The 24,918-nt window shown below is 66.7% G+C and carries 21 protein-coding genes; 9 read left to right on the top strand and 12 right to left on the bottom strand.

Annotated elements, in window-relative coordinates; genetic code table 11:
- The first annotated feature begins 27 nt into the window (after window positions 1-27).
- Both F624_RS0123535 and F624_RS0123530 read left to right on the top strand, forming a co-directional pair.
- Window positions 28-765 (top strand): outer membrane lipoprotein-sorting protein, encoded by a 738-nt coding sequence (locus F624_RS0123535; protein WP_043426583.1) that lies wholly within the window; start codon window positions 28-30, stop codon window positions 763-765.
- Window positions 762-2,075 (top strand): hypothetical protein, encoded by a 1,314-nt coding sequence (locus F624_RS0123530; protein ID WP_019576828.1) that lies wholly within the window; start codon window positions 762-764, stop codon window positions 2,073-2,075. The genes F624_RS0123535 and F624_RS0123530 overlap by 4 nt, the downstream gene beginning before the upstream one ends.
- 56 nt (window positions 2,076-2,131) lie before the next feature.
- Here F624_RS0123530 and F624_RS0123525 read toward each other — a convergent pair whose 3' ends face one another.
- Window positions 2,132-2,710 (bottom strand): C40 family peptidase, encoded by a 579-nt coding sequence (locus F624_RS0123525; protein ID WP_051107501.1) that lies wholly within the window; start codon window positions 2,708-2,710, stop codon window positions 2,132-2,134.
- Between the two features lie 173 nt (window positions 2,711-2,883).
- On the opposite strand from F624_RS0123525, the gene F624_RS0123520 reads away from it, so the two are divergent.
- Entirely contained in the window at window positions 2,884-3,486 is a 603-nt protein-coding gene (locus F624_RS0123520; protein WP_031256040.1) for an isochorismatase family protein, read from the top strand.
- A 51-nt stretch (window positions 3,487-3,537) separates the two neighbouring features.
- On the opposite strand, the gene F624_RS0123515 is transcribed toward F624_RS0123520, so the two are convergent.
- Window positions 3,538-4,668 carry an HD domain-containing phosphohydrolase gene (locus tag F624_RS0123515; protein WP_019576825.1) on the bottom strand — a complete coding sequence of 377 codons (1,131 nt, stop codon included), beginning with the start codon at window positions 4,666-4,668 and terminating at the stop codon, window positions 3,538-3,540.
- 249 nt (window positions 4,669-4,917) lie between these two features.
- On the opposite strand from F624_RS0123515, the gene F624_RS0123510 reads away from it, so the two are divergent.
- The 4 genes from F624_RS0123510 to modA all read left to right on the top strand — a co-directional run bounded on the left by F624_RS0123510 (window position 4,918) and on the right by modA (window position 8,408).
- A complete protein-coding gene (locus F624_RS0123510) occupies window positions 4,918-6,813 on the top strand; it encodes a propionate--CoA ligase (protein WP_031256038.1) in 1,896 nt (631 codons plus the stop codon).
- A 125-nt stretch (window positions 6,814-6,938) separates the two neighbouring features.
- On the top strand, window positions 6,939-7,175 hold the full coding sequence (vapB, locus tag F624_RS0123505) for a type II toxin-antitoxin system VapB family antitoxin (RefSeq protein WP_019576823.1): 237 nt from the start codon (window positions 6,939-6,941) through the stop codon (window positions 7,173-7,175).
- Window positions 7,175-7,582, top strand: a complete 408-nt coding sequence (locus F624_RS0123500) for a type II toxin-antitoxin system VapC family toxin (RefSeq protein ID WP_031256036.1) — start codon at window positions 7,175-7,177, stop codon at window positions 7,580-7,582. Before vapB ends, F624_RS0123500 begins: the two co-directional genes overlap by 1 nt.
- A 49-nt stretch (window positions 7,583-7,631) precedes the next feature.
- Window positions 7,632-8,408 (top strand): molybdate ABC transporter substrate-binding protein, encoded by a 777-nt coding sequence (gene modA, locus F624_RS0123495; protein WP_157443602.1) that lies wholly within the window; start codon window positions 7,632-7,634, stop codon window positions 8,406-8,408.
- On the opposite strand, the gene F624_RS0123490 is transcribed toward modA, so the two are convergent.
- The 4 genes from F624_RS0123490 to F624_RS0123475 form a co-directional block, all read right to left on the bottom strand.
- Window positions 8,387-12,184 carry a sensor domain-containing protein gene (locus tag F624_RS0123490; protein WP_051107503.1) on the bottom strand — a complete coding sequence of 1,266 codons (3,798 nt, stop codon included), beginning with the start codon at window positions 12,182-12,184 and terminating at the stop codon, window positions 8,387-8,389. The genes modA and F624_RS0123490 overlap by 22 nt on opposite strands.
- 229 nt (window positions 12,185-12,413) lie before the next feature.
- Entirely contained in the window at window positions 12,414-13,283 is an 870-nt protein-coding gene (locus F624_RS0123485; RefSeq protein ID WP_019576819.1) for a DMT family transporter, read from the bottom strand.
- Entirely contained in the window at window positions 13,280-13,837 is a 558-nt protein-coding gene (locus F624_RS0123480) for a methylated-DNA--[protein]-cysteine S-methyltransferase (RefSeq protein WP_019576818.1), read from the bottom strand. The genes F624_RS0123485 and F624_RS0123480 overlap by 4 nt, the downstream gene beginning before the upstream one ends.
- Before the next feature lie 53 nt (window positions 13,838-13,890).
- Complete coding sequence (locus F624_RS0123475) at window positions 13,891-15,522, bottom strand: DNA-3-methyladenine glycosylase 2 family protein (protein WP_019576817.1); 1,632 nt, start codon at window positions 15,520-15,522, stop codon at window positions 13,891-13,893.
- A 178-nt stretch (window positions 15,523-15,700) separates the two neighbouring features.
- On the opposite strand from F624_RS0123475, the gene F624_RS0123470 reads away from it, so the two are divergent.
- Window positions 15,701-17,116: a phosphomannomutase/phosphoglucomutase gene (locus F624_RS0123470; protein WP_019576816.1), complete on the top strand. Its 1,416-nt coding sequence runs from the start codon at window positions 15,701-15,703 to the stop codon at window positions 17,114-17,116.
- A gap of 57 nt (window positions 17,117-17,173) precedes the next feature.
- Window positions 17,174-18,490 carry a 3-deoxy-D-manno-octulosonic acid transferase gene (locus tag F624_RS0123465; RefSeq protein WP_019576815.1) on the top strand — a complete coding sequence of 439 codons (1,317 nt, stop codon included), beginning with the start codon at window positions 17,174-17,176 and terminating at the stop codon, window positions 18,488-18,490.
- Between the two features lie 28 nt (window positions 18,491-18,518).
- On the opposite strand, the gene F624_RS0123460 is transcribed toward F624_RS0123465, so the two are convergent.
- The 6 genes from F624_RS0123460 to F624_RS0123435 all read right to left on the bottom strand — a co-directional run bounded on the left by F624_RS0123460 (window position 18,519) and on the right by F624_RS0123435 (window position 24,917).
- The gene (locus tag F624_RS0123460) at window positions 18,519-18,908 is read right to left on the bottom strand and encodes a HepT-like ribonuclease domain-containing protein (protein ID WP_031256032.1); all 390 of its coding nucleotides are present in this window, start codon (window positions 18,906-18,908) and stop codon (window positions 18,519-18,521) included.
- A complete protein-coding gene (locus F624_RS0123455; RefSeq protein ID WP_019576813.1) occupies window positions 18,905-19,195 on the bottom strand; it encodes a nucleotidyltransferase family protein in 291 nt (96 codons plus the stop codon). The genes F624_RS0123460 and F624_RS0123455 overlap by 4 nt, the downstream gene beginning before the upstream one ends.
- A gap of 64 nt (window positions 19,196-19,259) precedes the next feature.
- Window positions 19,260-20,627, bottom strand: coding sequence for a TolC family outer membrane protein (locus F624_RS0123450; protein ID WP_019576812.1), 1,368 nt, complete (start codon window positions 20,625-20,627; stop codon window positions 19,260-19,262).
- 34 nt (window positions 20,628-20,661) lie between these two features.
- Window positions 20,662-21,003, bottom strand: a complete 342-nt coding sequence (locus tag F624_RS0123445) for a rhodanese-like domain-containing protein (RefSeq protein ID WP_019576811.1) — start codon at window positions 21,001-21,003, stop codon at window positions 20,662-20,664.
- 19 nt (window positions 21,004-21,022) lie between these two features.
- Entirely contained in the window at window positions 21,023-21,688 is a 666-nt protein-coding gene (locus tag F624_RS0123440) for a protein-L-isoaspartate O-methyltransferase family protein (protein WP_019576810.1), read from the bottom strand.
- A 22-nt stretch (window positions 21,689-21,710) separates the two neighbouring features.
- A complete protein-coding gene (locus tag F624_RS0123435; RefSeq protein ID WP_019576809.1) occupies window positions 21,711-24,917 on the bottom strand; it encodes an efflux RND transporter permease subunit in 3,207 nt (1,068 codons plus the stop codon).
- Between the last annotated feature and the right edge of the window lies 1 nt (window position 24,918).

Raw genomic sequence — 24,918 nt, 5'->3', positions numbered from 1 at the left:
TTTTCCTGTTTCACCCGCCGCGGCGCATTGCTCCTGTCTGTTGGCAGTCTTCTGGGGGCCTCCCTAGCCTCGTCAGCCTGGGCGGCCGAGCCCGATGCCGCCCAGTTGCTGCGCCAGGCCGACCAGGCGCGTGGCGGCGGCTTTCCGGGCCTGATCTGGGAGGTGCATGCCCACAACAGCGGCAGCCAGGCCGATGACCAGCCCGACCAGCGCTTGCGCATCAAGGCCATCGACAACGCCAGCGTGGCCGAGGTGCTGGAGCCCCTGAGCAGCAAGGGCTCGCGCATGCTGCAGGTCGATCGCAACATGTGGCTGACCAAGCCCGGCCTGAAAAAGCCGGTGGCCATCTCGCCACGCCAGCGCCTGACCGGACAGGCGGCCATCGGCGACATCGCCGCCACCAACTACGCCAAAGACTACCAGGCGCGCTACCTGCGCCAGGAAGACGTGGGCGACGAACCCTGCCATGTGCTGGAGTTGACCGCCTCCAGCCGCCAGACCACCTACGACCGCATCACCTACTGGATCTCGGTGCGTCGGGGCGTGGGGGTGCAGGCGGATTTCCTGTCGCTGTCGGGCAAGAAGCTCAAGAGCGCGCAATTCGAGTACGGCAACAGCCTGAACATCCACGGCAAGACGGTGCTGTTCGTCAGCCGCATGGCGATTGCCGATGCGCTCAGCGATGCCCGCACCACGCTGGTCTACAGCCGCATCTCGGCTCAGGCGATCCCCAGCTCTGAGTTTGATGTGGGGAACCTGCAATGAGTGCCGGCCGCATCCGATGGCGGGCTGTGGCCTGGGCCGTGGCGACCGTCTTGGCTCAGCCGGCCATGGCGCAAGAGCCGGCGGCGCCAGCGGGCGAAGGCCCGGAGGCCGAGCCGTCCTGGCGCCTCAGCGGCTCGGGCGAGGCCTGGGTGTACGGCACCCGCAACAGCGTGCTGAGCACCAGCCTGCTCAACCCGGGTAACCGGGTGGCGGCCTTGCCGCGCGACCTGGACCTGCTGGACATCCGCCTGAACGGGCGTGCCGAGCATGGGCCGCTGGCGCTGGTGGGCTCCGCCCGGCTGACCTCGCAGCGCAGCCTGACCGAACTGGCGGCGCGCCCGGACCGGCGTGACAGCGACGACACCCAGCAGGTGCTCCAGGCCTTTGCGCGTTACCGGCAGGGCGAAGGCGTGCTGACGGTGGGGCGTGAGTTGCTGAGCTGGGGCCCGGCCAATTTCCGCTCGCCCAGCAACCCCTTTTACTTTGATGCCGGCCGCACCAATCCGCTGGCGTCCACGCCCGGCGTGGACGTGCTGCGCTACACCGGTCAGGTCGCGCCGGGTTGGCGAGTGGGTGGGGGCTATGTGCTGTCGACCTCGCAGATCACGCCGGCCACCGATCTGGGCCACAGCAGCTGGCTCAAGATCGACAACCAGGGCGAGGCGCACCTGGCCAGTCTGGTGCTCAGCCAGCAGCGCGGGGGCGCGACCTTTGTCGGGGGCTTTGCGCAATGGACGCCAGATGACGCCTGGCTGCTCTATGGGGAGGTGGGCAGCAACCGGCAGCCTGGCCAGCTGCAGGTGGCCGGGCCCGGCAATGGCCCGCTTTACCGTTGGCAGCAGCCGGCCCCGCGCAGCACCGACGCCTTGCTGGGGGCCAGCTACACGCTGGAGAGCGGCCATGTGCTGATCGGCGAGTGGCTGCACAGCGGAGGCGGCTACAGCGAGGCCGGGCAGGGCGCCTATTGGGCCCAGGCGGGCCGGGCCAACACCCTGGCCACCCAAAACCCGGCCCTGGGCTACGCCAGCCTGGGCCAGGCCTTGGGCCAGGCACCCCGTCTGCTGGGGCGCGACTACCTGTGGCTGGGCCTGCAGAGCAACCCGCAGGAGAGCGGCCTGTACTGGCGCGCCGAATACAGCACGCAGCTGGCCGACCACAGCGGGCAGCTGCTCTTGTACGGCGAGAAGAACTTCTGGCGCCAGTTGTCGGGCTTTGTGGTGCTGAGCCGCACCGTCGGGGGTGTTCAGACCGAGTTCGGCAGCCTGGTGCGCAGCCGCCTCACCGTGGGGGTGAAGCTGTTTGTGTTTTGAGAGGGGGAGGGTGGCGTTGCCCCAACGTGGGGCGCCGCGTCAGGCACCCAGACGTTTCAACGCGGGTTGACGTTGTCGGTGGAGGCCGAAACCGAGGGCACGTTCACGCGGCGGGCGCCATCGAAGCGGCGCTGCCAGTAACTGTCACGCATGTCTTCGACACGGATCTGGCTGCCGGTGCGGGGGGAGTGGATGAACTTGCCGTCGCCCACATAGATGCCCACGTGGCTGAAGGCATGGCGCATGGTGTTGAAGAACACCAGATCGCCGGGCTGCAATTCTTGCTTGTCGATGGTCTGGGTGGCGGCGGCCTGCTGGTCGGCGCGGCGGGGCAGCACCAGGCCCACGGTCTGTTCGTACATGGCGCGGACAAAGCCGCTGCAATCAAAGCCGGTTTCGGCATTGTTGCCGCCGCGGCGGTAGGGCACGCCCAGAAAACCCATGGCGTTGACCACCAGCTCTGAGGCGCGGCTGCTGAGGCTTTGGCGCACGTAACTCAGTTGCGTGAGCAGGCCGCGGTCGGCCAGCAAGCGTTCCACGTCGTCGACCGGCTGGGTCGATGGCGCCGCCTGAGCCCGAAGGGCTAAACCGAAGATCGTGAGGCCGAGAAGGAGTAGGCAGAGCCAACGAGACATGGGCGCAGAGGTTAACGACCTGTCAGGTTCAAGTCAAGCGGGGATTCGCGAGAAAGCGCATGCACTTGAGTTTGCATTGACCTGCCGCATGGCCGGGTGGCTTCTGGGGCGGGCGACTGGGTTCTAATACGGGCCGTGGCCTGCTGTAGGCCAGCATGATGAGAGAAAGCCCCGTGTTGATTGACGCCCAGGAATCCCAGCTCGTGCTGGTCGATTACCAAACCCGCCTGATGCCCGCCATCCACGAAGGCCCGCTGGTGCTCGAAAACGCGCTGCGCCTGGCCCGTGCGGCCCGCCTGCTGCAGGTACCCGCGTTCGGCACCGAGCAAAACCCGTCCAAGCTGGGCGAGAACCCGCCCGAGCTCAAGGCCCTGTGCCAGAAGACGCTGGCCAAGATGCATTTCAGCGCCTGTGAAGAAGGCTTGTCCGAATGGCTGCGCCCGCCCGCCAAGGCGGTGCAGGGCAATGCGCGCAGCCTGCCCAAGCACCTGCAAAAGCCGGCCCAGGGCGAGGCCGACCGCAGCGCCATCGTGGTGGCCGGTTGCGAGGCCCATGTGTGCCTGTTGCAGACCGCGCTCGATCTGCTGGAAGACGAGTTCGATGTCTGGGTGGTGACCGATGCCTGCGGCTCGCGCACCGAGCGCAACCGCGACGCGGCCTTTGACCGCCTGGCCGGTGCCGGCGCCGAGCTGGTGACCACCGAGATGGTGCTGTTCGAATGGCTGCGCACTGCCGAGCACCCCCAGTTCAAGGCGGTGCATGAGCTGATCAAGTAAGCAAGCCTGGCCCTCAGGCCCTCAGGCCCTCAGGCCCTCAGGCCGGTGGCCTCAGAGCGTGTCGCAAAAGCGGCGCGTGATGTCGTCGATGGTGGCACGCTCTTGCGCCAGGGCCGCCACGCAATGCCGGTCCAATTGGCCTGCTTCGGCCATGCGTTGCAACTCGGCCAGGGCCCGATCCGTGGGCCAGCCCTCCTTGTAGGGGCGCGGGCTGGTCAGTGCGTCAAAAATGTCGGCCACCGTGACGATGCGTGCCTCGATCGGGATATCGGGTTCCTTCACGCCCTTCGGGTAGCCCGAGCCGTCAAGCAATTCGTGGTGGTAGGCCACGATGTTGTGGATCATGGCCGAATGGGGCAGGTCATTGAGCCTGAAGTCGCCCATCATCTTGCCCACCAGGGTACAGCCCAGTTCGACGTGGCTCTCCATGATGGTGTGCTCGGCCTCGTCCAGCGATCCTTCCTTGAGCAGGATGCGGTCCGGGATGCCGATCTTGCCGATGTCGTGCAGCGGCGCAAACTGGTAGATGTTCTCCACGAACTCATCGTCCAGGCCGCAACGGGGCGCCACGGCTCGGGCGATCAGGCGTGCGTAGCGTGACATGCGCTCCAGGTGGGCGCCGGTTTCGAAGTCACGCAGGTTCGCGAAGTCGCGCGCGATCTGGGTCGAGGCCAGCATCATGCGCACGGTGGCCATCTCGCTGCTGATCATCATGTTGATCAGGCTGCAGGCCAGCACCAGATCACGCTGCACGGTGGCGTTGAAGACCTCGGGCTGCAGCGAGTCGAAGAACACGAAACCCAGCAGCGTGCCCTGGCCGTACATGGGCACGGTGAAGGAGGACTGGTAGCCCTGCTGCTGCAGCCATCGGGCATGCTCGCTGCCCTGGCCGATGACCTTCGGGATATGGTCCAGCACGCGCATCTCGCCGCTGCGCGCCAGTGCCAACAGCGACCGGCTTTCGTGCAGGGGAAACTCGTAGCCGCGCAAGGCTTCGCCCGTGAGGGTGCTGTGCAAGAAGGTTTTGAGCCGGTCTTCGCTCTCGTCATAGAGCGCGCAGGCCACGCGGTCGAGCAGGGGCACGGCGGCACGCAACTGCTCGTGCATCTGCCTCAGTCGCTCGCTCAGGCTGCGGGCGCCGGCAAACAGGTCGACAAAGTGGGGAATGGGTATTTCAGTCATGGTGCGCGCCGCCGAGATTGGAACACCGAAGGCTGGGCCCCAAGGGCCTCAGTATCGTTTTATCTTGATACAAATCAAGTTCGTGTATTGAACAAGCAACGCGGCGGCTGGTCTCGCTTGTGCCGCCGCCTGCCTGTCAGGTCTGAGCAAGCCCCTGATGAATAATTATGAATTCAATTGAATGGACCCAAGCCCCCAGCCTGGCTTGCCGCCGTGGGGTCCCGGAGTCGGTGAGAGGAGATCAATCAGATGACATACGCACAATTCCATCAGCGCTCCTTGACAGAGCGCGACGCCTTCTGGACCGAACAGGCCGCCCTGATCGACTGGCAACAGCCGCCCCAGCAGGTCTGTGACTACAGCAACCCGCCGTTTGCGCGCTGGTTCGTCGGTGGCACCACCAACCTGTGCCACAACGCGGTGGACCGCCATGTGGCCACCCGGGGCGACCAGGCAGCGCTGATCGCCGTGTCGACCGAGACCGACACCGAGCGGGTCTACACCTTTGCCGAACTGCAGCGCGAGGTGGAGCGCATGGCGGCCTCGCTCAAATCGCTGGGGGTGGGCAAGGGCGACCGGGTGTTGATCTACATGCCCATGATTGCCGAGGCCGCCTTTGCCATGCTGGCCTGCGCCCGCATCGGGGCCTTGCACACCGTGGTGTTCGGGGGCTTTGCCTCCGGGGCCCTGGCCTCGCGCATCGATGACGCCGAGCCGGTGGTGATCGTGAGCGCCGATGGCGGGTCGCGTGGTGGCAAGCCCGTGCCCTACAAGCCCCTGCTGGACGCTGCCATCAGCCTGGCTGTGCACAAACCCAGCGCCGTGCTGCTGGTCGAACGCGGCCTGGTGCCGCTGACCTATGTGGCCGGCCGCGACCACCGTTGGGTTGATCTGCGCCAGAAGTACCTGGACGCCCGGGTGCCCTGCGAGTGGCTCGAATCCACCCACCCCAGCTACACCCTGTACACCAGTGGCACCACGGGCAAGCCCAAGGGCGTGCAGCGCGACACGGGCGGCTACGCCGTGGCCCTGGCCGCCAGCATGAAGCACATCTTCCAGGGCAACCCTGGCGAAACGTATTTCTCGACCAGCGACATTGGCTGGGTGGTGGGCCACAGCTACATCGTCTACGGCCCCTTGATTGCCGGCATGGCGACCATCGTCTACGAAGGCCTGCCCACCCGGCCCGATGCCGGCATCTGGTGGCAGCTGGTCGAAAAATACAAGGTCACCCGCATGTTCAGCGCCCCCACGGCCGTGCGCGTGCTCAAGAAGCAGGACCCGGCCTACCTGAGCAAGTACGACCTGTCCAGCCTCAAGGCCCTGTACCTGGCGGGCGAGCCGCTGGACGAGCCGACCGCGCAATGGATCAGCAGTGCGCTCAATGTGCCCATCATCGACAACTACTGGCAGACCGAGTCAGGCTGGCCCATCCTCACACTGGCCAACGGGGTGCAGGCCCAGACCAGCAAGTTCGGCAGCCCGGGCCTGGCCATGTATGGCTACGACGTCAAGCTGTTCGACGAGTCCACCGGCGAAGAACTCAAGGGGCCCAACCAGAAGGGCGTGGTGGCCATCGAAGGGCCGCTGCCGCCGGGCTGCATGCAGACCGTCTGGCGCGATGACCAGCGTTTTGTGAACACCTACTGGAAGAGCATTCCGGGCAAGCTGGTGTACAGCACCTTCGACTGGGGCATCCGCGACGAAGACGGCTACTTCTTCATCCTGGGCCGCACCGACGACGTGATCAACGTGGCGGGCCACCGCCTGGGCACCCGCGAGATCGAGGAGAGCATCTCCAGCCACCCCAATGTGGCCGAGGTGGCGGTGGTCGGGGTGGCCGACAACCTCAAGGGCCAGGTCGCCATGGCCTTTGTGGTGCCCAAGGACGCGGCCTCGGTCGACAGCGACGCGGCCCGTCTGAAGCTGGAAGGCGAGATCATGAAGGTGGTGGACGGCCAACTGGGCGCCGTGGCCCGGCCCTCGCGCGTGCTGATCGTCAACGTGCTGCCCAAGACCCGCAGCGGCAAGCTGCTGCGCCGGGCCCTGCAGGCCGTGTGCGAAGGCCGCGATCCGGGTGACCTGACCACCATGGACGACCCGGCTGCGCTGCAACAGGTGCGTGACATGGTGCAGCCAGGCTGAGAACGGCGCTACGCGGCGGCGGCAGGCCCCAGCGTGATCTGAGCCCTTTGTCTGGCCCGGATTTGACAACCTGGGAATTCCAAATAGGATGTACATGTACATCCTATTTTGTTTTCAAGGCGGCCATGATTCAAACCAAGCTCTTCAAGAATGGCAATTCACAAGCCGTTCGCATTCCCGCCGAGTTGGCCTATGCCCAATGGGACCTCGATCTGGTCATCGAGCGCCGAGGCGATGAGTTGCTGATTCGGCCGGCGCGGCGCCGCATGGGCGATGTTCTGGGCAAGTTTGCTGAGTTTTCACCCGATTTCATGGCCGATGGCCGTGCTCAGGACGAAGCCGCTGAGCGTGAGGCTCTGTGATGCCTCGTTACATGCTCGACACCAACATCTGCGTCTACTTGATGAAGCACCAGCCGCCGCAGGTGCGTGAGCGCTTTGCCGCCTGCTATGTGGGCGATGTCGTGATCTCGGCGATCACCCTGGCCGAACTGGAGTTCGGTGTCGCGTGTTCCCCAGAGGCTCAGGCACGCAACCAGGCTGCATTGGCCAGCTTGCTCGAAGATATCCAGGTGGCGCCCTTTGAGGCTGCTGCGGCACGCGCTTACGGGCCTTTGCGGGCTCAACACCGTGAGCGCAACAGGAATGCGCTGGACAAATTGATTGCCGCGCACGCCATGGCGCTGCAGGTGGTGCTCGTCACCAACAACGAATCTGATTTTCTGGCTTTCCCGGGCCTGGTGGTCGAGAACTGGGTGAATTCACACTGAATGGTGCCGATGGTCGTAACATTCGCTATTCATTTACGGAATAGCGATCATGAACCACCCCCTCATCCGCGCTCCCCGAAGGCTTGTTCTGCTGGCTCTGATGGGCCTGGCACCGGGCCTTGCCCTGGCCCAGGCACCCACCCAGGAGCTCACCGTGTCGGCGGCGGCCAGCCTGACCAACGCGTTCCAGGACATTGCCAAGGCCTTTGAGAGGGCCCACCCGGGCAGCAAGGTGGTGCTCAACTTTGCCGCCTCCGGGCCTTTGTTGCAGCAGATCCGGCAGGGAGCGCCGGTGGACGTGTTTGCCTCGGCCGATCAGGAGACCATGGACAAGGCGGCCGCGGCCCAGCTGCTGGCACCGGGCCGGGTCGACTTTGCGGCCAACACCCTGGTGGTGGTCCAACCCGCTGCGGCGAGCCCCAGCCCCAAAGCCCTGGCCGATCTGGCCGCGCCGGCTTTCAAGCGCCTGTCCACCGGCAGCCCCGCCAGCGTGCCCGTGGGGCGCTACACCCTGGAAGCCGTGAAGGCCGCCGGCCTGGAGGCCGAGTTGCAGCCGCGCTGGATCTATGCCGACAGCGTGCGCCAGGTGTTGGCCTATGTGGCGCGCGGTGAGGTGGATGCGGGCTTTGTGTACCGCACCGATGCTTTGATCGAGAAAGACCGCGTGCGCATTGCCTTCACCGTGCCCACCAACACGCGGGTCAGCTACCCGATCGCCCCGGTGGCGGCGGGCAAGAACCAGGCCCTGGCTCAGAGCTTCATCAGCTATGTGCGTTCTGCACCCGCCCAGGAGATTCTGAGCACTTACGGCTTCGCCAAGCCCTGAGCCCAGGCCTCGGGGGCGCGCCATTGGGCGGCCCAGGCCTGCAGCTCGTGGGCCGGCATGGGCCGGGCAATGCCATAGCCCTGGCCCAGCAGGCAACCCATTTGCAGCAGGCGCAGGCCTTGCTCGGTGGTCTCCACCCCCTCGGCGATCAAGGTCAGCCCGAAGGAGCGTGACAGGCCGATCACGCCGTCCACGATGGCCATGTCGCCGATGTCGCTCATCATGCCCATCACGAAGCTGCGGTCGATCTTCAGCGTATCGGCCGGCAGCTGGCGCAGGTAGGTGAGCGAAGAATAGCCCGTGCCAAAGTCGTCGATGGCGATCGACAGGCCCATGTTGCGCAACTGGACCAGGGTGGCCGATACGGCGTTGATGTCGGTCAGGGCGGCACTTTCGGTGATTTCGATTTCGATCAGCGAGGTGGGCACGTCGGCATACTGCCCCAGCAGATGCTGCACACGGTGCGGAAAGTCGGCCATTTGCAGGTGCCGTGCCGAGATGTTCAGGCTCAGGGGCACGCGCAGGCCCTGGGCCAGCCATTGCCTCTGCAGCGTCAGGGAGTGCGTGAGCACCCATTCGCCAAAGGGCGCTTCCAGGGCGGAGCCCTCAATCTGTGGCAGAAACTCGCCCGGGCCCAGCAGGCCTTGCTCAGGGTGCCGCCAACGCGCCAGGGCTTCAACCCCCACCAAGGTGCCTTCCTGCATGTCCACCTTGGGCTGCACATACAGGCAGAACTCGCCCGCCTGCAGGGCTGTGGCCAGGCGGTCCAGTCGGGTGTGGTGCTCGCGCGAGGCCCGTTCGCGTTCCGCATCGAACAGGTGGATGCGGTTGCGCCCGGCCTGCTTGGCCAGGTACATGGCCTGATCGGCGTGGCGCAGCAGGGTGTCGGCGTCGGCATCGTCCTCGGGGTACAGCGTCAGGCCAATGCTGGCGGTCACGGTCAGGGCCTCGCCTTCCAGGCGCACCGGCTCGGCCATGCGCTGCATCAGGCGGCTGAGGGTGGATTCGCAATCCTTGCGGCACTCGGGCTGGGTCAGCAGGATCACGAACTCGTCGCCCCCCAGTCGCGCCACCAGGTCCTTGGCCCGGATGGCGCCTTGCAGGCGGCGGGCAATCTCGACCAGCAAGCGGTCGCCAACCCCATGGCCCAGGCGGTCGTTGACCGGCTTGAAACCATCCAGATCCAGGTAGGCCACCCCCAGCAGGTGGCCGCTCTGGCGCGCCTCCTGCATGGCGGATTCCAGGGCCTGGGCCAGCTGTACCCGGTTGGGCAGGCCGGTCAGGGCATCGAAGTGGGCCAGCTTCTGCAACTGGGCTTCCTGCTCGCGCTGGCGTGTCACATCCAGGCCCACGCCCACCATGCGCAGGGGTTTGCCGTCGGCCTGGCGGGCGATCACGCGGCCCAGGTTGCGCACCCAACGCACGTTGCCGTCCACATGCTGCAGGCGCAAGGTCACGTCGAAGGGCTGGTCGGGGTGTTTTTGATGGCGGTCCAGGGCGTCAAAAGCCAATGCCTCGTCGTCGGGATGGATGACATCACTCCAGCGCTCGGGGGCCGCGCCCGCAATGGCAGGAGGCAGGCCCCGCAGTTCAAGCCATTGGCGGTCGCCCACCACCTCGCCGGTCTGCATGTTCAGGTCCCAGAGCGCCAGGGCTGCGGCCTCGATGGTCAGCGACAGCAACGCCTCACGCTCTTGCACCAGGCGCTCGGCCTGCTTGCGCTCGGTGATGTCCTTGATGCCGAACAGCCAGCAGGCCAGGCCATCGAACTCGATGGTCTGCATGGATTGCAGGCCGGTGCGCGTCGGTTGGCCCCGGGGTTTGAAATCGACCTCATAGGCGCTCAGCACACCCTGCGCGTTGGCCGTGGCCAGCAGGGCATCCCGATCGGCCGGGGTGTACAGGCCCAGGCCGGTCGGTGAACTGTCTTGCAAGGCCTCGGCTCGGCTGATGCCGGTGGCCTGCTCCCAGGCGGGGTTGACTTCCAGGTAGCGCCCGCTGGCCTTGCTGCAGATGCCCATGGGGTCGGGAATGGCCTGGAAGATGCGTGAGAACCGTTCCTCTGATTCGCGCAGGCGGTCACGACTGCGTCGGGCCTCATCGATGTCGCGGATCACGCCGCGCACCCGCCGCACCCGGCCGTCCTGCACCACGGGTTCGGCCATGGCCTGTACCCAGACCGCTCGCTGGTCATAGCGTACGATCTGAATCTCGTGTTCAAAAGGCTTTTGCTCCAGCACGGCGAGCCGCATCGCCTCGCGGAAGATCTCGCGGTAGGGTGGGGCCACGAACTGATCGACATAGTGCTCGGGCACGCCCGACCCGGCGGCCAACCCGTGCAGTTCGTAGCAGACGTCCGACCAATACCGCTCGGCTGGGTCGGGCGAGTCTTCCCACACCCCCAGTCGGGCGATGCGGCCAGCCTGCTGCAGCAGGGCGTTCACCCGCACCAGTTCATCCTGCATGGACTGGTGCTCGCTCATGTCATGGAACAGGAAGATGAAGCAGGGCTCTCCATCCATGTTGATCTGGCGCGCCGACATGCGCCCCGGGATGGTCGCTCCGTGAACACTGCGCGCCAGAAGGGGCAGGCTGTCGACCCGCCCCTTTTCACGGAAGCTGCTCAGCAGCTTGTCGCGTTCTGCAGGGCTGGCCCAGATGTTGAGCTCCAGCGAGGTGTGCCCCAGGATCTCGTCGCGTTGGCGGCCCAGCAGGCGGCAGAAAGCGGGGTTCACCTCCCGGTAGGTGCCGTCACTGATGCGGGTGATTCCCGCCGCGTCGGGCAAGGCCTCGTAGATGGTCTGAAACTTGGCCTGCGACAGCTGCAGGGCATCGCTGGCCTGGTGGCTGGCCGTGATGTCGTGGTGCATGCCCACCACCCGCGTGGCCTGGCCCAGTGCATCGCGCTCGACAATGCGCCCGCGGGCCAGCACCCAATGCCAGCGGCCCTCGCGGTCGTGCACCCGGAACTCGGTCTCGAAGGCATCGTCGGGGCTGCGCAGCAGGTCTTGTCGGATGCGTTCAAGTCGCTGGGCGTCATCGGGATGCCAGTGCTGGAACCAGACCTGCCAGGGGTCGGTGCCACGGGGGCCGATCAGATCGAACTGATCGTAAAAGCTGCCCTGGAAGGTGGTCCAGTGCCTGGGCACATCCCAGATCCAGCGCCCCCCTCCGGAGGAATCCAGCACCTGCAGCAGTTCGTTTTCACGCCGTTGGAGCTGCAGTTCGTAACGTGCCCGTCCCAGCAGCAACTCCAGGCAGCAACCCAGCAGCAGGGTGCTCCCCCCGTAGCGCCACAACTGGGCATGCGATTGATCGCTCACCCAGCCCAACTGGCTGGCCAGCAGCATCAAGGCCTGCACTCCCGCGGCCAGCATCAGCAAGGACAGCCACACCCGGACCCGGGGTGACACCTTGGACAACTCACGCCGTAACACCTGGCGGCACACATCGGCCCAGACCATCAGCATCACGGTCAGCAACACTTGTGCCCCGGCAGCGGGGGGGCGCAGGAGCAGGGCGGCTAGCAAGGCAGGGGCCAGCGCGATCAGGCCGACCCGACGCCCCATGATGAACAGTGCCAGGGTCAGGTAGGCGGGGCGCAGTTCGGCCACGGGGGACAGCCCCGCGAGCAGGCTCCAGTACATGGCCACGACCGAGGCCAGGCCTAACAGGGCGCCTGTGAACAGCCGGTGTCGCGGGGAAGGGGTCAACAGCCAGCCGGGTGGCAGCAGCAGGAACACGCCGACCACTGCCGCCGTGATACCGCTGTTCACCGCCAAGTCAAGCGGAAAGTCAATCAACCCATCACCTCGTTCCTGTCTTGAAGCCGGGCATCCGGGCACAAACCCCAAGGCCTTGGTAAGGGCCTTCAGCCGTGAGGCACGGCGCCGGACTGCATCACTGGATACAAGTGTAGAGGGCTGGTGGCCCGCCTCAGGGCGCGCCGGGCCGTGTCAGAGGGGGGGCAAACCCGGGTAGGCCCCCTTCTTGAGCAGCGTTTGCCTATTTTTTGATCTGGATCAGGCCGGTGGACAGTGCGGTTCCGCACACGATGACCACACCGCACAGCACCATCCAGGGCGTGATCTGTTCACCCAGAAACAGGCCACCGTAGGCCACGGCAAACAGGGGGGTGACGAAGGTCACCGTCATCGCACGGGCTGGGCCCGCATGCAGGATGAGACGGAAATACAGGATGTAGGCGATGCCGGTGCAAAACACCGCGATCGCCGCGATGGCGGCCCAGGCCTGCAGGCTGGGGGCCTGCGATGGCCAGGACAAGGCCGTGGGCAGGGCCAGCACCAGGGCAGAACCCAGTTGGCTGCCCGTGGCGTTGGCCAGGGCGGGCACCCCGCTGAGGTAGCGCCGCGTCAGGTTGGCGGCCCAGCCGTAGCACAAGGTGGCGGCCAGGCAGGCCAGCACGGCAAAGCCGCTGCCACCGGGCTTGAAGCTGGCCTTGTCCACCGCCAGCAGCACCACCCCCGTGAAACCGATGGCCAGGCCCAGTGCCTTCATGCGACCCGGGCGTTCGCCCAGCCACAACCAGGCCAGCAAGGCGCCGCACAGCGGTGTGGTGGCGTTCAGGATGGCGGCGAGCCCGGTGTTGATGGACAACACGGCCCAGGCATACAGCGCAAACGGAAGCGCCGAATTCACCACCCCGATCAGCAAAATGGCCCGCCACTGGGCCTTGAGGGCGGGCCACTGCCCTCGCGAGACCATGATGGGCCACAAAAAGACCGTGGCCAGGATCACCCGCAACCCCGCCGTGGCCAGCGGGCCGAACTCCGAGGCCCCCAGGCGCATGAACAGAAAAGACGCGCCCCACAGCGCAGCCAGCAAGACAAACTCCAACACCCAGGCTGCGCTCATGCGGTCACCTCGGTCCACAGCGAGGCCTGGCTGGCGCGCAGCGCACTCTGGGCGACGCCTTCGAGGCGCAACAGCGCCTGCTTGCGCTCCAGCCCGCCGGCATAGCCGGTCAGGCTGCCGTCGGCGCCCACCACCCGGTGGCAGGGCACGATGACCGACACCGGGTTGCGGCCCACCGCCGCGCCCACCGCCCTCGCCGCGGCGGGGCGCCCCAGCTGGGCTGCCAGTGCGCCATAACCTCGCAGCTGGCCGCAGGGAATGCCCAACAGGGCCTGCCACACCGCCTGCTGGAACGGCGTGCCGCTGCTCAGATCGAGCGGCACGGAAAACGCGTGCAAGCGGCCCTGCAGGTAGGCCTGCAGTTCATCCCGGGCCTGCAGCAACAGCGTGTGACCGGGGGCAAGGGGCCAGGCGGAGGGCCCATCGAGCTGGGCCGGGGCATGCCGCTGGCCGGCAAACCAGGCGCCAGCCAGGCCGCGTGGGCTGGCCGCCAGGTGCATGGGGCCCAGCGTGGTGTCGAACACCAGCTGAACCCGTTCGGAGGGGGAGTTCATCAGCAGATCCTGTGGGGTGAAGGTGGGAAGGGGCGGGGCGCTTGTCGCCGGTTTCAGTCGGTGCCAGCCACCGTGGGTGGGCCGTGTTCCCAGATGCGCAGCACAGCATAGCCACGCCAGGGTTTCCACGCGGCCGATGCGGCCTCGGTGGCCAGCAGGCGTTGGCGTGGTGTGCTGCCGGGCGGGCGGGTGCCCAGGCGTTCCTGCAGCACGCCATCGCCGGCCGGGAAGGCATCGGGCCAGCGCAGGGCGCGCAGGGCAATGTATTGCGCTGTCCAGTCGCCGATGCCGGGCAGGGCGGTGAGAGTGGCCAAGGTCTGGGCCAGTGGGGCACTGCCATCCAGGGCCAGACGGCCTGTGTGCATTGCCTGCGCCAGGGCCAGCAGGGCGCGCTGCCGTTGCCGCACGATGCCCAGCTCGCCCAGGCAGGGCGCCAGGCCCTGGCCATCATCCAGGGCGGCCAGGGTGGCAGCGTCAGGGAACAGCCGGTTCAGGCCGGTGGGGGCGTTGGCATCGGTGGACAGGGCCGGGCCCAGCAGATCGACCAGGCGCTGGCACAAGGTACGCCCGCCCGCCACGGTGACCTGCTGGCCCAGGATGGCGCGCACCGCCAGCTCGAACCCGTCCAGCGTGCCCGGCACGCGCAGGCCGTTCAGTGATCCGAAATGCGGCGCCAAGACCTGGTCGATGGCGCCCGGATCGGCGTCCAGGTCCAGCCATTGGCGCACCCGACGGATCAGTGAGGGCAGGGCGGGGCTCAGGCTTTCGCTGCAATGCAGCAACACCTGATGCTGTTTTGCTGGCCAATGCACCTGCACCCAGCCCACAAGGGGGGCGGCGCCGCTGCGCAGCGGTGGCAGGCGCAGCGTGCGCGCCAGGCGCAGGCCATCAACCGTCGACTCGACGGTTTCCAGCCCTTGCAAGGCCCGCTGGGTGACAAAGCGCGCCAACCCGCTCTGATCGTAGGGAGGTCGGTAGGCCAGGCGGATGGCGGCCTGCGCATGGCCGGCGACATCCGAGCTCTTTCGCCATTGGCTGGGGTTCAGGCCGTAGTGTTCGACAAAGGCGGCATTGAATCGGCGCAGGCTGGCAAAGCCGCTCGCCTGCGCCACCTCGGTCACTGGCAAGGGGGTGTCGGTCAGCAACTGCTTGGCGGCCAGCAGGCGTCGGGTCTGCAGGTAGCGCAAGGGGGGCACCCCCAGACTGGCTTCAAAGACGCGCCTCAGGTGCCGGTCACTCACCCCCAGATGATGGGCCAGGCGCGTCATGACCGGTGCAGCCCCGGGGCCGCCGGCCTGGGGCCAGTGGCTGGGGTCGTCCAGCCAGCGCGCGGCCTCGGCAGCCAGAATCCGGCGTGCGTCGGTGCTGGACCAGGCCAGTGTCTGGGGCGCCAGCTCGGGCCGGCAGCGCAGGCAGGGCCGAAACCCCGCTTGCTCGGCCTGGGCGGCCAGTTCAAAGAAGCGGCAGTTTTCGCGTTTGGGCGCACGCACCGTGCAGACCGGACGGCAGTAGATGCCGGTGCTGGTGACGCCCGTGAAAAAATGGCCGTCAAAGCGCGCATCGCGGGTGCTGAGTGCCAGGTAGCAGGCGTCGGGGTCGGCGCTCAGCCCTCTGTGCAGGATTTGCCCGGGCGGTCGGAGATGACTTTCAGGCAGTTCTGTGGCGGGGGCTGATGGCGAGGGCATGCCGGCATGATACGCAGCGCAGGGGGATGTGCTGGCCGTTTTCGGACCCCATCCTTCCCCTAAACGGATGAGTAAGAAATTGTCAACTCAGGCTTTCCCCTCACTACAATCGGGCGAAGTTCCGGCACACGGTGTGCCGGTTTTCACCAGTGACACATCCTCCGTACGGGCTCTATCCATGCAAGTGAATGCAGCGATCTTCAAGGCTTATGACATCCGGGGCATTGTGCCCACGACCCTGAACACCGAGGTGGCCGAGGCCCTGGGCCTGGCTTTCGGTGCGGCGGCCCAGGCCCTGGGTGAAAAGACGGTGGCGGTGGGGCGTGATGGCCGCCTCAGCGGCCCGTCCCTGGTGCAGGCGCTGATCCGTGGCCTGGTGGCGGCGGGCATCGAGGTGATCGATGTGGGCGCGGTGACCACGCCCATGCTGTACTTTGCCGCCAGCACGCTGTGCCGCAGCGGCATCCAGGTCACTGGCAGCCACAACCCCAAGGACTACAACGGCTTCAAGATGGTGCTGGCCGGCAAGGCCATCTACGGCGATGAAATCCAGGCCCTGCGCCGCACCATGGAGGCCGACAGCGCTCCGCGCCTGGCCGGTGGCAGCGTGCGCCAGGCCGACGTGGGCCCCGCCTACAGCGACCGCATCGTGGGCGATGTGAAGCTGGCCCGCCCGCTGAAGATCGTGGTCGACTCGGGCAACGGCATTGCCGGTGCGTCGGCGCCGGCCATCTTCCGCGCCCTGGGTTGCGAGGTGACCGAACTGTTCAGCGAGGTCGATGGCGACTTTCCCAACCACCACCCCGACCCCAGCAAGCCCGAAAACCTGCGCGACCTGATGGCCGCCTTGCAGGCCGGTGACGCCGAACTGGGCCTGGCTTTTGATGGCGACGGCGACCGCCTGGGCATCGTCACCAAGGACGGTCAGAACATCTTCCCCGACCGCCAGATGATGCTGTTTGCGCGCGACGTGCTGTCGCGGGTGCCCGGCGGCGAGATCGTGTTCGACGTCAAATGCACCCAGCGCCTGGCGCCCGAGATCGCGGCCGCTGGCGGGGTGCCGGTGATGTTCAAGACCGGCCACTCGCTGATCAAGGCCCGCATGCGCGAAACCAACGCTCCCCTCGGCGGCGAGATGAGCGGCCACATCTTCTTCAAAGAGCGCTGGTACGGCTTTGACGATGGCACCTATGCGGGTTGCCGTCTGCTGGAGATCCTGAGCCGCCACCCTGATGCCAATGCGGTGCTCAACGGCCTGCCGCAAAGCCATTCGACGCCTGAGTTGAATGTGGCCTGCGCCGAAGGCGAGCCGCACCGCGTCACGGCCGAACTGCAGGCCGCAGCGCCCGCTTTCCTGGCGCAACGGGCCGCTGTGCGCGGCGACAGTGACACGCCGGCCATTTCGGCCATCGACGGCCTGCGGGTGGACTGGGCCGATGGCTTTGGCCTGATCCGTGCCTCCAACACCACGCCGGTGCTGGTGCTGCGCTTTGAAGGACAGAACGCCGAGGCCCTGCACCGCATCGAGGGCGACATGCTGGCCCTGCTGCGCCAGATCAAGCCCGATGCCCAGGTCGGCAGCGCGGCCCACTGACCCACCGACGGCCACGGCATTGACCGCATCCCACCGCCATCCTCACGCCGGCCGCGCATGACCCTGGCGCGCACCCTCTATTCGGCCGCCCTGGTGGCCGCTCAACCCCTGTTGCGGCGCAAGCTGGCGCGCCGCGGGGTCAACGAGCCGGGTTACCTGGAGGCGATCGAAGAGCGATTCGGTCACTACAGCCACGCGCCCGGGCAAGGTTTTGTCTGGGTGCACGCGGTGTCGCTCGGCGAGACCCGGGCCGCCGGCATCCTGATCGCGGCGCTGCGCTCGGAATGGGCGCGCCGCGGCTGGCCGTTTCGATTGCTGCTGACCCATGGCACGGCCACTGGCCGGGCCGAAGGGCTGCGCCTGCTGCGCGAAGGCGATGTGCAGGTCTGGCAGCCCTGGGACACGCCAGCGGCGGTGCAGCGTTTTGTGCGCCATTTCCGGCCCGCGCTGGGGCTGATCATGGAAACCGAGGTCTGGCCCAATCTGATCGCGGCCTGTCAGGGGGCCGGGATCCCTTTGGCGCTGGCCAATGCCCGGCTCAACGAGCGCTCACGTGCTGCGGCCCAGCGCCTGCGCTGGCTCAGCGGGCCGGCCTACCGAGGCTTCAGCGCCGTCTGGGCCCAGACCGAGGACGACGCCGTTCGGCTGCGCTCGGTGGGGGCGCCTGTTCAAGCGGTGCTCGGCAATGTCAAGTTCGATGCCCAGCCCGATGAGGCTCAGCAGTCACTGGGGCGGGCCTTGGCTCGCCGCCTGGACAACGAGCGGGGTCAGCGCGTGGTGCTGTTGGCCAGTTCGCGCGAGGGCGAAGAGGCCGCCCTGATCGAAAGCTGGCGCAGCAATGCAGGCAGTGTGGGCAATGCGGCCATCCAGTGGCTGGTGGTGCCGCGGCATCCCCAGCGCTTTGACGAGGTGGCGGCCTTGTTCAAGAGCGCCGGCCTGACAGTGGCCCGGCGCAGCCAATGGGGCGACCTGGCGGCCCCGGTGTTGCCACCCCAGGCCGATGTCTGGATTGGCGATTCACTCGGCGAAATGGCCCTGTATTACCGCTTGGCCCGCCTGGCCTTGCTGGGGGGCAGTTTCGAGCCACTGGGGGGGCAGAACCTGATCGAGGCCTGTGCCAGCGGTTGCCCGGTGCTGGTGGGCCCGCACACCTTCAATTTTGCCGATGCGGTCGAACTGGCCCTGGAGGCGGGCGCCGCATGGCGCGTCAGCGACATGGCCCATGCGGTGGGCCAGGCCCAGGCTTTGCTGGCCGACGAGCGCCGTTGTCTGGATGCGGCGCAGGCTGCGGTGGCGTTCACCCAGGCGCATCGGGGGGCTGCGCAGCGCACGGCTGAGGCGGCGGCCGGGTTGTGGGCTGCAGGGAGTGCTTGATGGGGTGGGCTGAGGGGGGCCGCCGAACTCAAGGCCCCAAAATCGCTGGATCCTGACCGTCGAGAAGGTCTTCTCGGGCCCTGGTGATGCGCACCTTCAACTCTGGCAGGTCACTCTGGATCGTTTGCCAGACGACTGCAAGATCCACCTTGAAGTAACCATGGGCCAGGGCATTGCGCATGTCGTAGGCAATCGACAGTGGCAGTTCCGGGTGCGCTGCAGCAAAGCCTGGGTGGTGCTTTTCAATGTTGTTACCCGCCTCGCCGATGACTTCCAGGTTGCGGATCACTGCGTCCTGTACCAACTTCTCGTTGGTGAAGGCCTTGGCGTCCAGGTGTCGGGTATAGCTGTCGATGCGCTCTATGGCTTCCAGGATGTGCGCCAGGTAGTCTGGCAAACGCTGGAGATCCCGACTCATATCGGACGAGCCTCCGCCAGGACCCTGGCCCTGAAACTTTCAGGGAGTGCATTGGGCGTGAGCACGTCAACTGGCACACCCAGCAGTTTGCGCAGGTCGTGCATGATGGCGCCAATATCGAACAGCGTCGTCTGCGGCGTCGGATCGATCAGGATGTCCAGGTCGCTGTTGTCGGTATCGTGGCCGTGCAGCACCGAGCCGAACACGCGGGCATTGCCGGCGCGGTGAGAGGCGACGACTTCCCGAATGGCGGCTCGGTTCAAGGCCAGGGCTTCAGAGGGTCTCATCAGGTCGGCTCCCACAATGAAGGCTGATTCTACGGCGGGGCAGCGCTGGGCCCCGGCCCTGGACTCAAGGCAGCAGCAACTGATTGACCGCCTGCAGGTCTTCGGGCTTGAGGCTGCCGTTGGCCTGGCGCAGCTTCAGGCCGCCCAGCAGCACGTTGTAGCGGGCCTGGGCCAGGTCGCGCTTGGTCTGGTAGAGCTGGCTTTGCGAGTTCAGCACATCGATGTTGATGCGCACACCCACCTGGTAGCCCAGGCGGTTGGCGTCCAGCGCCACCTGGCTGGAGGCCTCGGCCGCCTGCAGGGCCTGCACCTGGCTGGCCCCGGACACCACGCCGTAGAACGCGCTGCGGGTGGCCTGGGCCACGTTGCGGCGGGCGGCTTCGAGGTCGCTGCGGGCCTTGTCTTCGAGCGACAGGGTTTCGCGGATGCGGTTCTGCAGCGCACCACCGGCGTACAGGGGGATGTTCATGGTCACCCCGATCGAGCCCTGGTAGATACGCGAGCTCACAGTGCTGGTGGGCGAGAGGCTGGAGCCGTTCTCATTGCGGGCAAAGCCATAGCTGCCCGTGAGGTCGACCGTGGGCTTTTCGCCGGCCTGGGCCTTGCGCACTTCCAGTTCGGCCACGTCGACCGCGGTCTGGGCCAGTTGCACGCTGGGGTGCCCGCTGGTGGCTTCGATCCATTGGCTGATCTGCTCGGCCGGCGGCGCGCTGATGGGCACGTTGGGCTGCAGGGGCTTGGGCGTGGTGTTGCTGCGGCCCACCAGTTGATCCAGGAACAGGCGTTTCACCCGCAGGTCGTTCTGGGCCGCAATCTCTTGGCTCAGCACCAGGTCGCGCCGGGCCTGCGCCTCGCGCGTGTCGGTGATGGTCGCGGTGCCCACCTCGAAGTTGCGCTGGGCCGAGGCGAGCTGTTCTTCCACCGCCACCTTCTGGGCTTGCACGAAGACCAGACTGTCTTGCGCGGCCAGCACGTCGAAATAGGCCTGGCTCACCCGCACGATCAGGTCTTGTTCAGCCAGGGCCAGTTGGGCATCGGCCTGCAGCAGCAGCTTTTCGCCTTGCTGGTAGGAGGCCAGGTTGCCCGGGCGGTACAGCGGCTGAGTCAGGTTGACACCGTTCTGGCGCACGCCATAGGGGTGTTTGAAATAAGGCACCGAATCGATGTTGCCCGACACGGTGCTGCGGGTGATCGAGGTCTGCATGCCGATGGTGGGGCGCAGATTGGCCTTGGCCTGTTCGGCGCGGGCCAGCGTGGCCTCGAACTGCGAGCGGGCGCCGCGGTAGCTGGCGTCGTAGTCGCGGGCGGCCTGGTACAACTCGTCCAGGCTTTGGGCGTGCAGCGGGGTGCTGAGCGCGCTCAGGCCCGTGGTCAGGCCGATCAGGGTCAGCAGAGCGGGCAGCCGCCGCAGGGCATGAAAAGAATCTTGCATGGAAGGCATGGAAAAGGCACTCCGGGGAGGTTCATCAATAAACGGGCACTTCAGGGTCGCGCTCCAGAGCCCAGGCATGGATGCCGCCGGCCAGGTTGACGACCGATTCAAAACCGTTTGCTGCCAAAAAGGCAGCGACGCGCTGGCTGCGGGCCCCGTGGTGGCACAGGCAGGCCACCGGGGTGGCGGGGTCCAGTTCGGCCAGTCGCGCCGGAATCTCTCCCATCGGAATGCTGACCAGCCGGTAGTCCGCCGCCGGCTTGATGCTGGCGGTCTGCAGCTCCCAGGGTTCGCGCACGTCCAGCACGATGGGCTGGACGCCGGGGTGGGACTGGAGCCAGTCATTCAGGCTGGCGGGTCGGACTTGGTCGATCATGCAAGGGTTCCGGTGAGGGTCAGAAACGGAAGCGCGAAGGCTCGGGGAAATTCTGCAGGCGGGGCGCGATGGTGTCCCAGGGGGTCTTGGTCTCGAAGGTCTTGGCGCCGCTGCGGGTGATGTAGTGGGCACGCATCACAGGCTCGTAACCCACGATGGCGAACAGGCGGCCACCGACCTTGAGCTGGTCGAGCAGGGCGGGGGGCACTTCGGCCACCGAGCCGCTCAGCACGATCACGTCGAAGGGGCCGTCGGCCTGCACCGTGCGGGCGCCATCGGCCACGCGCACTTCCACGTTGTGGATGCCGGCGCGCTGCAGGTTGCCACGGGCGAACTCGGCCAGTTCGGGGTTGATTTCGAGGCTGACCACACGCTGTGCCTGGTGGGCCAGCAGGGCGGCCATGTAGCCCGAACCGGTGCCGATCTCGAGCACCTTCTCGTTCTTCTGCACCTTCAGCTCCTGCATCACACGGGCTTCGTACTTGGGGGCCAGCATCACCTGGCCGCCGGGCAGGGGCACTTCCATGTCGACGAAGGCGATGGCGCGCTGGCTTTCGGGCACAAAGTCTTCGCGGTGCAGGGTGTTGAGCAGTTCCAGGATCTCAGGCGCGTGCACATCCCAGGGGCGGATCTGCTGTTCGATCATGTTGAAACGGGCTTGCTCGAGGTTCTGGGGCATGGACATGTTGGGGTTCTCCGGCGGTGGATCAGGACAAACCATCGATTTTAGGCGGGCTGGCCGGCGTTTGGCCGCGCTGGCGCGAACGGCGCAGCCATGCAGCGAGGTCGTCGAGGTAGCAATACACCACCGGCACCACCACCAGGGTCAGCAAGGAGGAGGTGATCACCCCCCCGATCACGGCCTGCCCCATGGGGGCGCGCTGCTCGGAGCCTTCGGTGATGGCAAAGGCCAGCGGCACCATGCCGAAGATCATGGCCAGCGTGGTCATCAGGATGGGGCGCAGCCGCACCCGGGCCGCCAGCAGCAGGGCCTCGGCACGGGGCAGCCCGGCCACGGACTGGCCCTGCGCATCCAGGCCGCCTTCGCGGGCGCGGATGGCAAAGTCGACCAGCAAGATTGCATTCTTGGTGACCAGGCCCATCAGCATCACCACACCGATGATGGAGAACATCGACAGGGTCGAGCCGAACATCAGCAGGGCCAGCACCACGCCGATCAGGGTCAACGGCAGGGAGGTCATCAGCGCCAGGGGCTGCAGAAAGCTCTTGAACTGGCTGGCCAGGATCATGTAGATGAAGATGACCGCCATCGCCAGGGCCGACACGGCGTAGCCGAAGGACTCGGCCATGCTCTTGGTCGAGCCGCTGAAGGCATAGCGGTAACCCGGCGGCAATTGCACGCCCTGCATGGACTTCTGGATGTCGGCCGACACCTCGCCGGCCGAGCGACCGTAGACGTTGGCATTGATCGCCACCTCGCGCGTCAGGTCACGCCGGTTGATCTGGTTGCTGCCGGTCGAGTCGCGCACCTGGGCCACCTGGTTCAGGCGCACGACCCGCGTGCTGCCATCGGCCGCGGTGGCCAGGGCAAAGGGCAGGCGCTCCAGATCTTGCGGGCTGTTGCGGGCATCGGGGGCCAGGCGCACGTTGATGTCGTAGGTCTGGTCGTCGGGCGCCCGCCAGGTGCCCTCGGTCTCGCCGGCCACCAGCAGGCGCAGCGACTGGCCCACTTGGCCCACGCTCAGGCCCAGGTCGGAGGCTGCGTCGCGCCGCAGCTGCACCGAGATCTGGGGGGCGGGGTCTTTCACGCTGGAGTCGAGGTCGACCAGGCCCGGGATGCCCCGCACCTTGTCCATCACCAGGCGGCTGAGGCGCTCCAGCTCGGTCTGGTCCGGGCCTTGCAGCGAGAACTCGACCTGTTTGCTGCCGCCTACTGAGTCCAGCAGGCCCACGTGGGTGACCGTGATGCCCGGCACCTGGCGCAGGCGTTCGCGCAGTGCGGCCGACATCTGGTCCACGCTGCGGCTGCGCTGCTTGCGGTCCACCAGGCGCACGTACAGGCTGGCGTACATCTTGCCCTGGGCGGTGCCGGTGTTGATGGTGGCCAGGGTGTAGCGCACCTCGGGCGCCTCGCGCACGATGGCCTCGACCTGGCGTGCCTTGGCCTCGGTGGCCTCCAGCGACGAGCCCACCGGGGTGTAGAAATTGATGGTGGTCTCGGAGAAGTCGGCCTTGGGCACGAACTCGGTACCCAGCAGCGGCACCATGACCACGCTCAGCACGAAGATGGCCAGCGCCAGCAGCAGGGTGGCCAGCCGGTGCCCCAGCGACCAGCGCAGCAGGGTCTGGTAGCCCTCGGCCAGCCACTCGGTGGCATCATCAAACGCGCCGGTGACGCGGCCGATGGTCTTGTCGTACAGGGTGACCGGGGCGTGTCGCTCGCCATGGGCGTGGATGCTGGGGTCGTGCCAGATGGAGGACAGCATCGGGTCGAGCGTGAAGCTGACGAACATCGAGATCATCACGGCGGCGACGATGGTGATGCCGAACTCGTGGAAGAACTTGCCGATGATGCCTTCCATGAACCCGATGGGCAGGAACACCGCCACGATCGACAAGGTGGTGGCCAGCACCGCCAGGCCGATCTCCTGTGTTCCGTCGAGCGAGGCCTGGAAGGCCGTCTTGCCCATCTGCACGTGGCGCACGATGTTCTCGCGCACCACGATGGCGTCGTCGATCAGCAGGCCCACGCACAGCGACAGCGCCATCAGCGTGATCATGTTGATGGTGAAGCCGAACAGGTTCATGAACAAAAAGGTGCCGATCAGCGCAATGGGCAGCGTCAGGCCGGTGATCAGCGTGGAGCGCCAGGAGTTCAGGAACAGGAACACGATCAGCACGGTCAGCACCGCGCCTTCGATCAGGGTGCGGCGCACGTTGTCCACCGCCACGCGGATCGGGCGCGAGCCGTCCAGGATGGGCTGCAGGCTGAGCCCCGGTGGCAGTTGGCCCTTCATCTCATCGATCGCCTTGTACAGGCCGTCGACCACCTGGATGGTGTTTTCGTCCTGCGCCTTCTGCACCGACAGCAGCAGGGTGCGCTGGCCGTTGTACAGCGCCAGGCTGTCCAGCTCCTGGGCGCCGTCGGCCACGCGGGCCACCTGTTCGAGCCGCACCGGGCTGCCGCCGCGCCGCGCCACGATCAGGCGCCCGAAATCCTCGGGGCGCTGCATGCGGGCGTCGATCTGCACCACCCGCTCCTGGGCCAGCGAGCGCACCGAACCCACGGGCAGGTCCTGCGCCTCGTTGCGCACGGCGGTGGCCACCTGATCGGCCGTGACGCCGAAGGACTCCATCGCCGCCGGGTTCAGGTAGATGTTGATCTCGCGCTTGGTGCCGCCCACCAGAGACACCGAGCCCACGCCGCGCACGTTCTCCAGCCGCTTCTTGAGCACCTGGTCGGCCCAGTTGGTGAGCTCGACCGGGCTCATGCCCTGGCCGCCGCCTGCAGTGGCCTCGGGCAGCACCGCCAGCGACCAGACCGCCTTGCTGGCCGGGTCGAAGCGCAGCACGCGCGGCTCCTTGACCTCGGTGCGGAAGTTGGGCCGGATCGAGGCCACTTTTTCGCGCACGTCTTCAGCCGCCTTGCGGCCATCGATCTGCAACTGGAACTCGATGATCACCACCGACTGGCCCAGGTAGGTGCGCGAGGTGAGGTTGTTGATGCCGGCGATTGAGTTGACGCCTTCTTCGACCTTCTTGGTGACCTCGCTCTCGACGATCTCAGGCGAGGCGCCCGGGTATTCGGTGGTGACCACCACCACCGGAAAGTCGATGTTGGGGAACTGATCGACCTGCAGGCGCTGGTACGAGAACAGGCCCAGCACCACGATGGCGAGCATCACCATGGTGGCGAAGACGGGGTTTTTCAGGCTGACGCGGGTGAACCACATG

Origin of the sequence: Curvibacter lanceolatus ATCC 14669, assembly GCF_000381265.1 — a bacterium.
Classification (GTDB): domain Bacteria; phylum Pseudomonadota; class Gammaproteobacteria; order Burkholderiales; family Burkholderiaceae_C; genus Curvibacter; species Curvibacter lanceolatus.
Note: the sequence above shows the minus strand (reverse complement) of the source record. Positions and strands in the feature narration are given on the sequence as shown.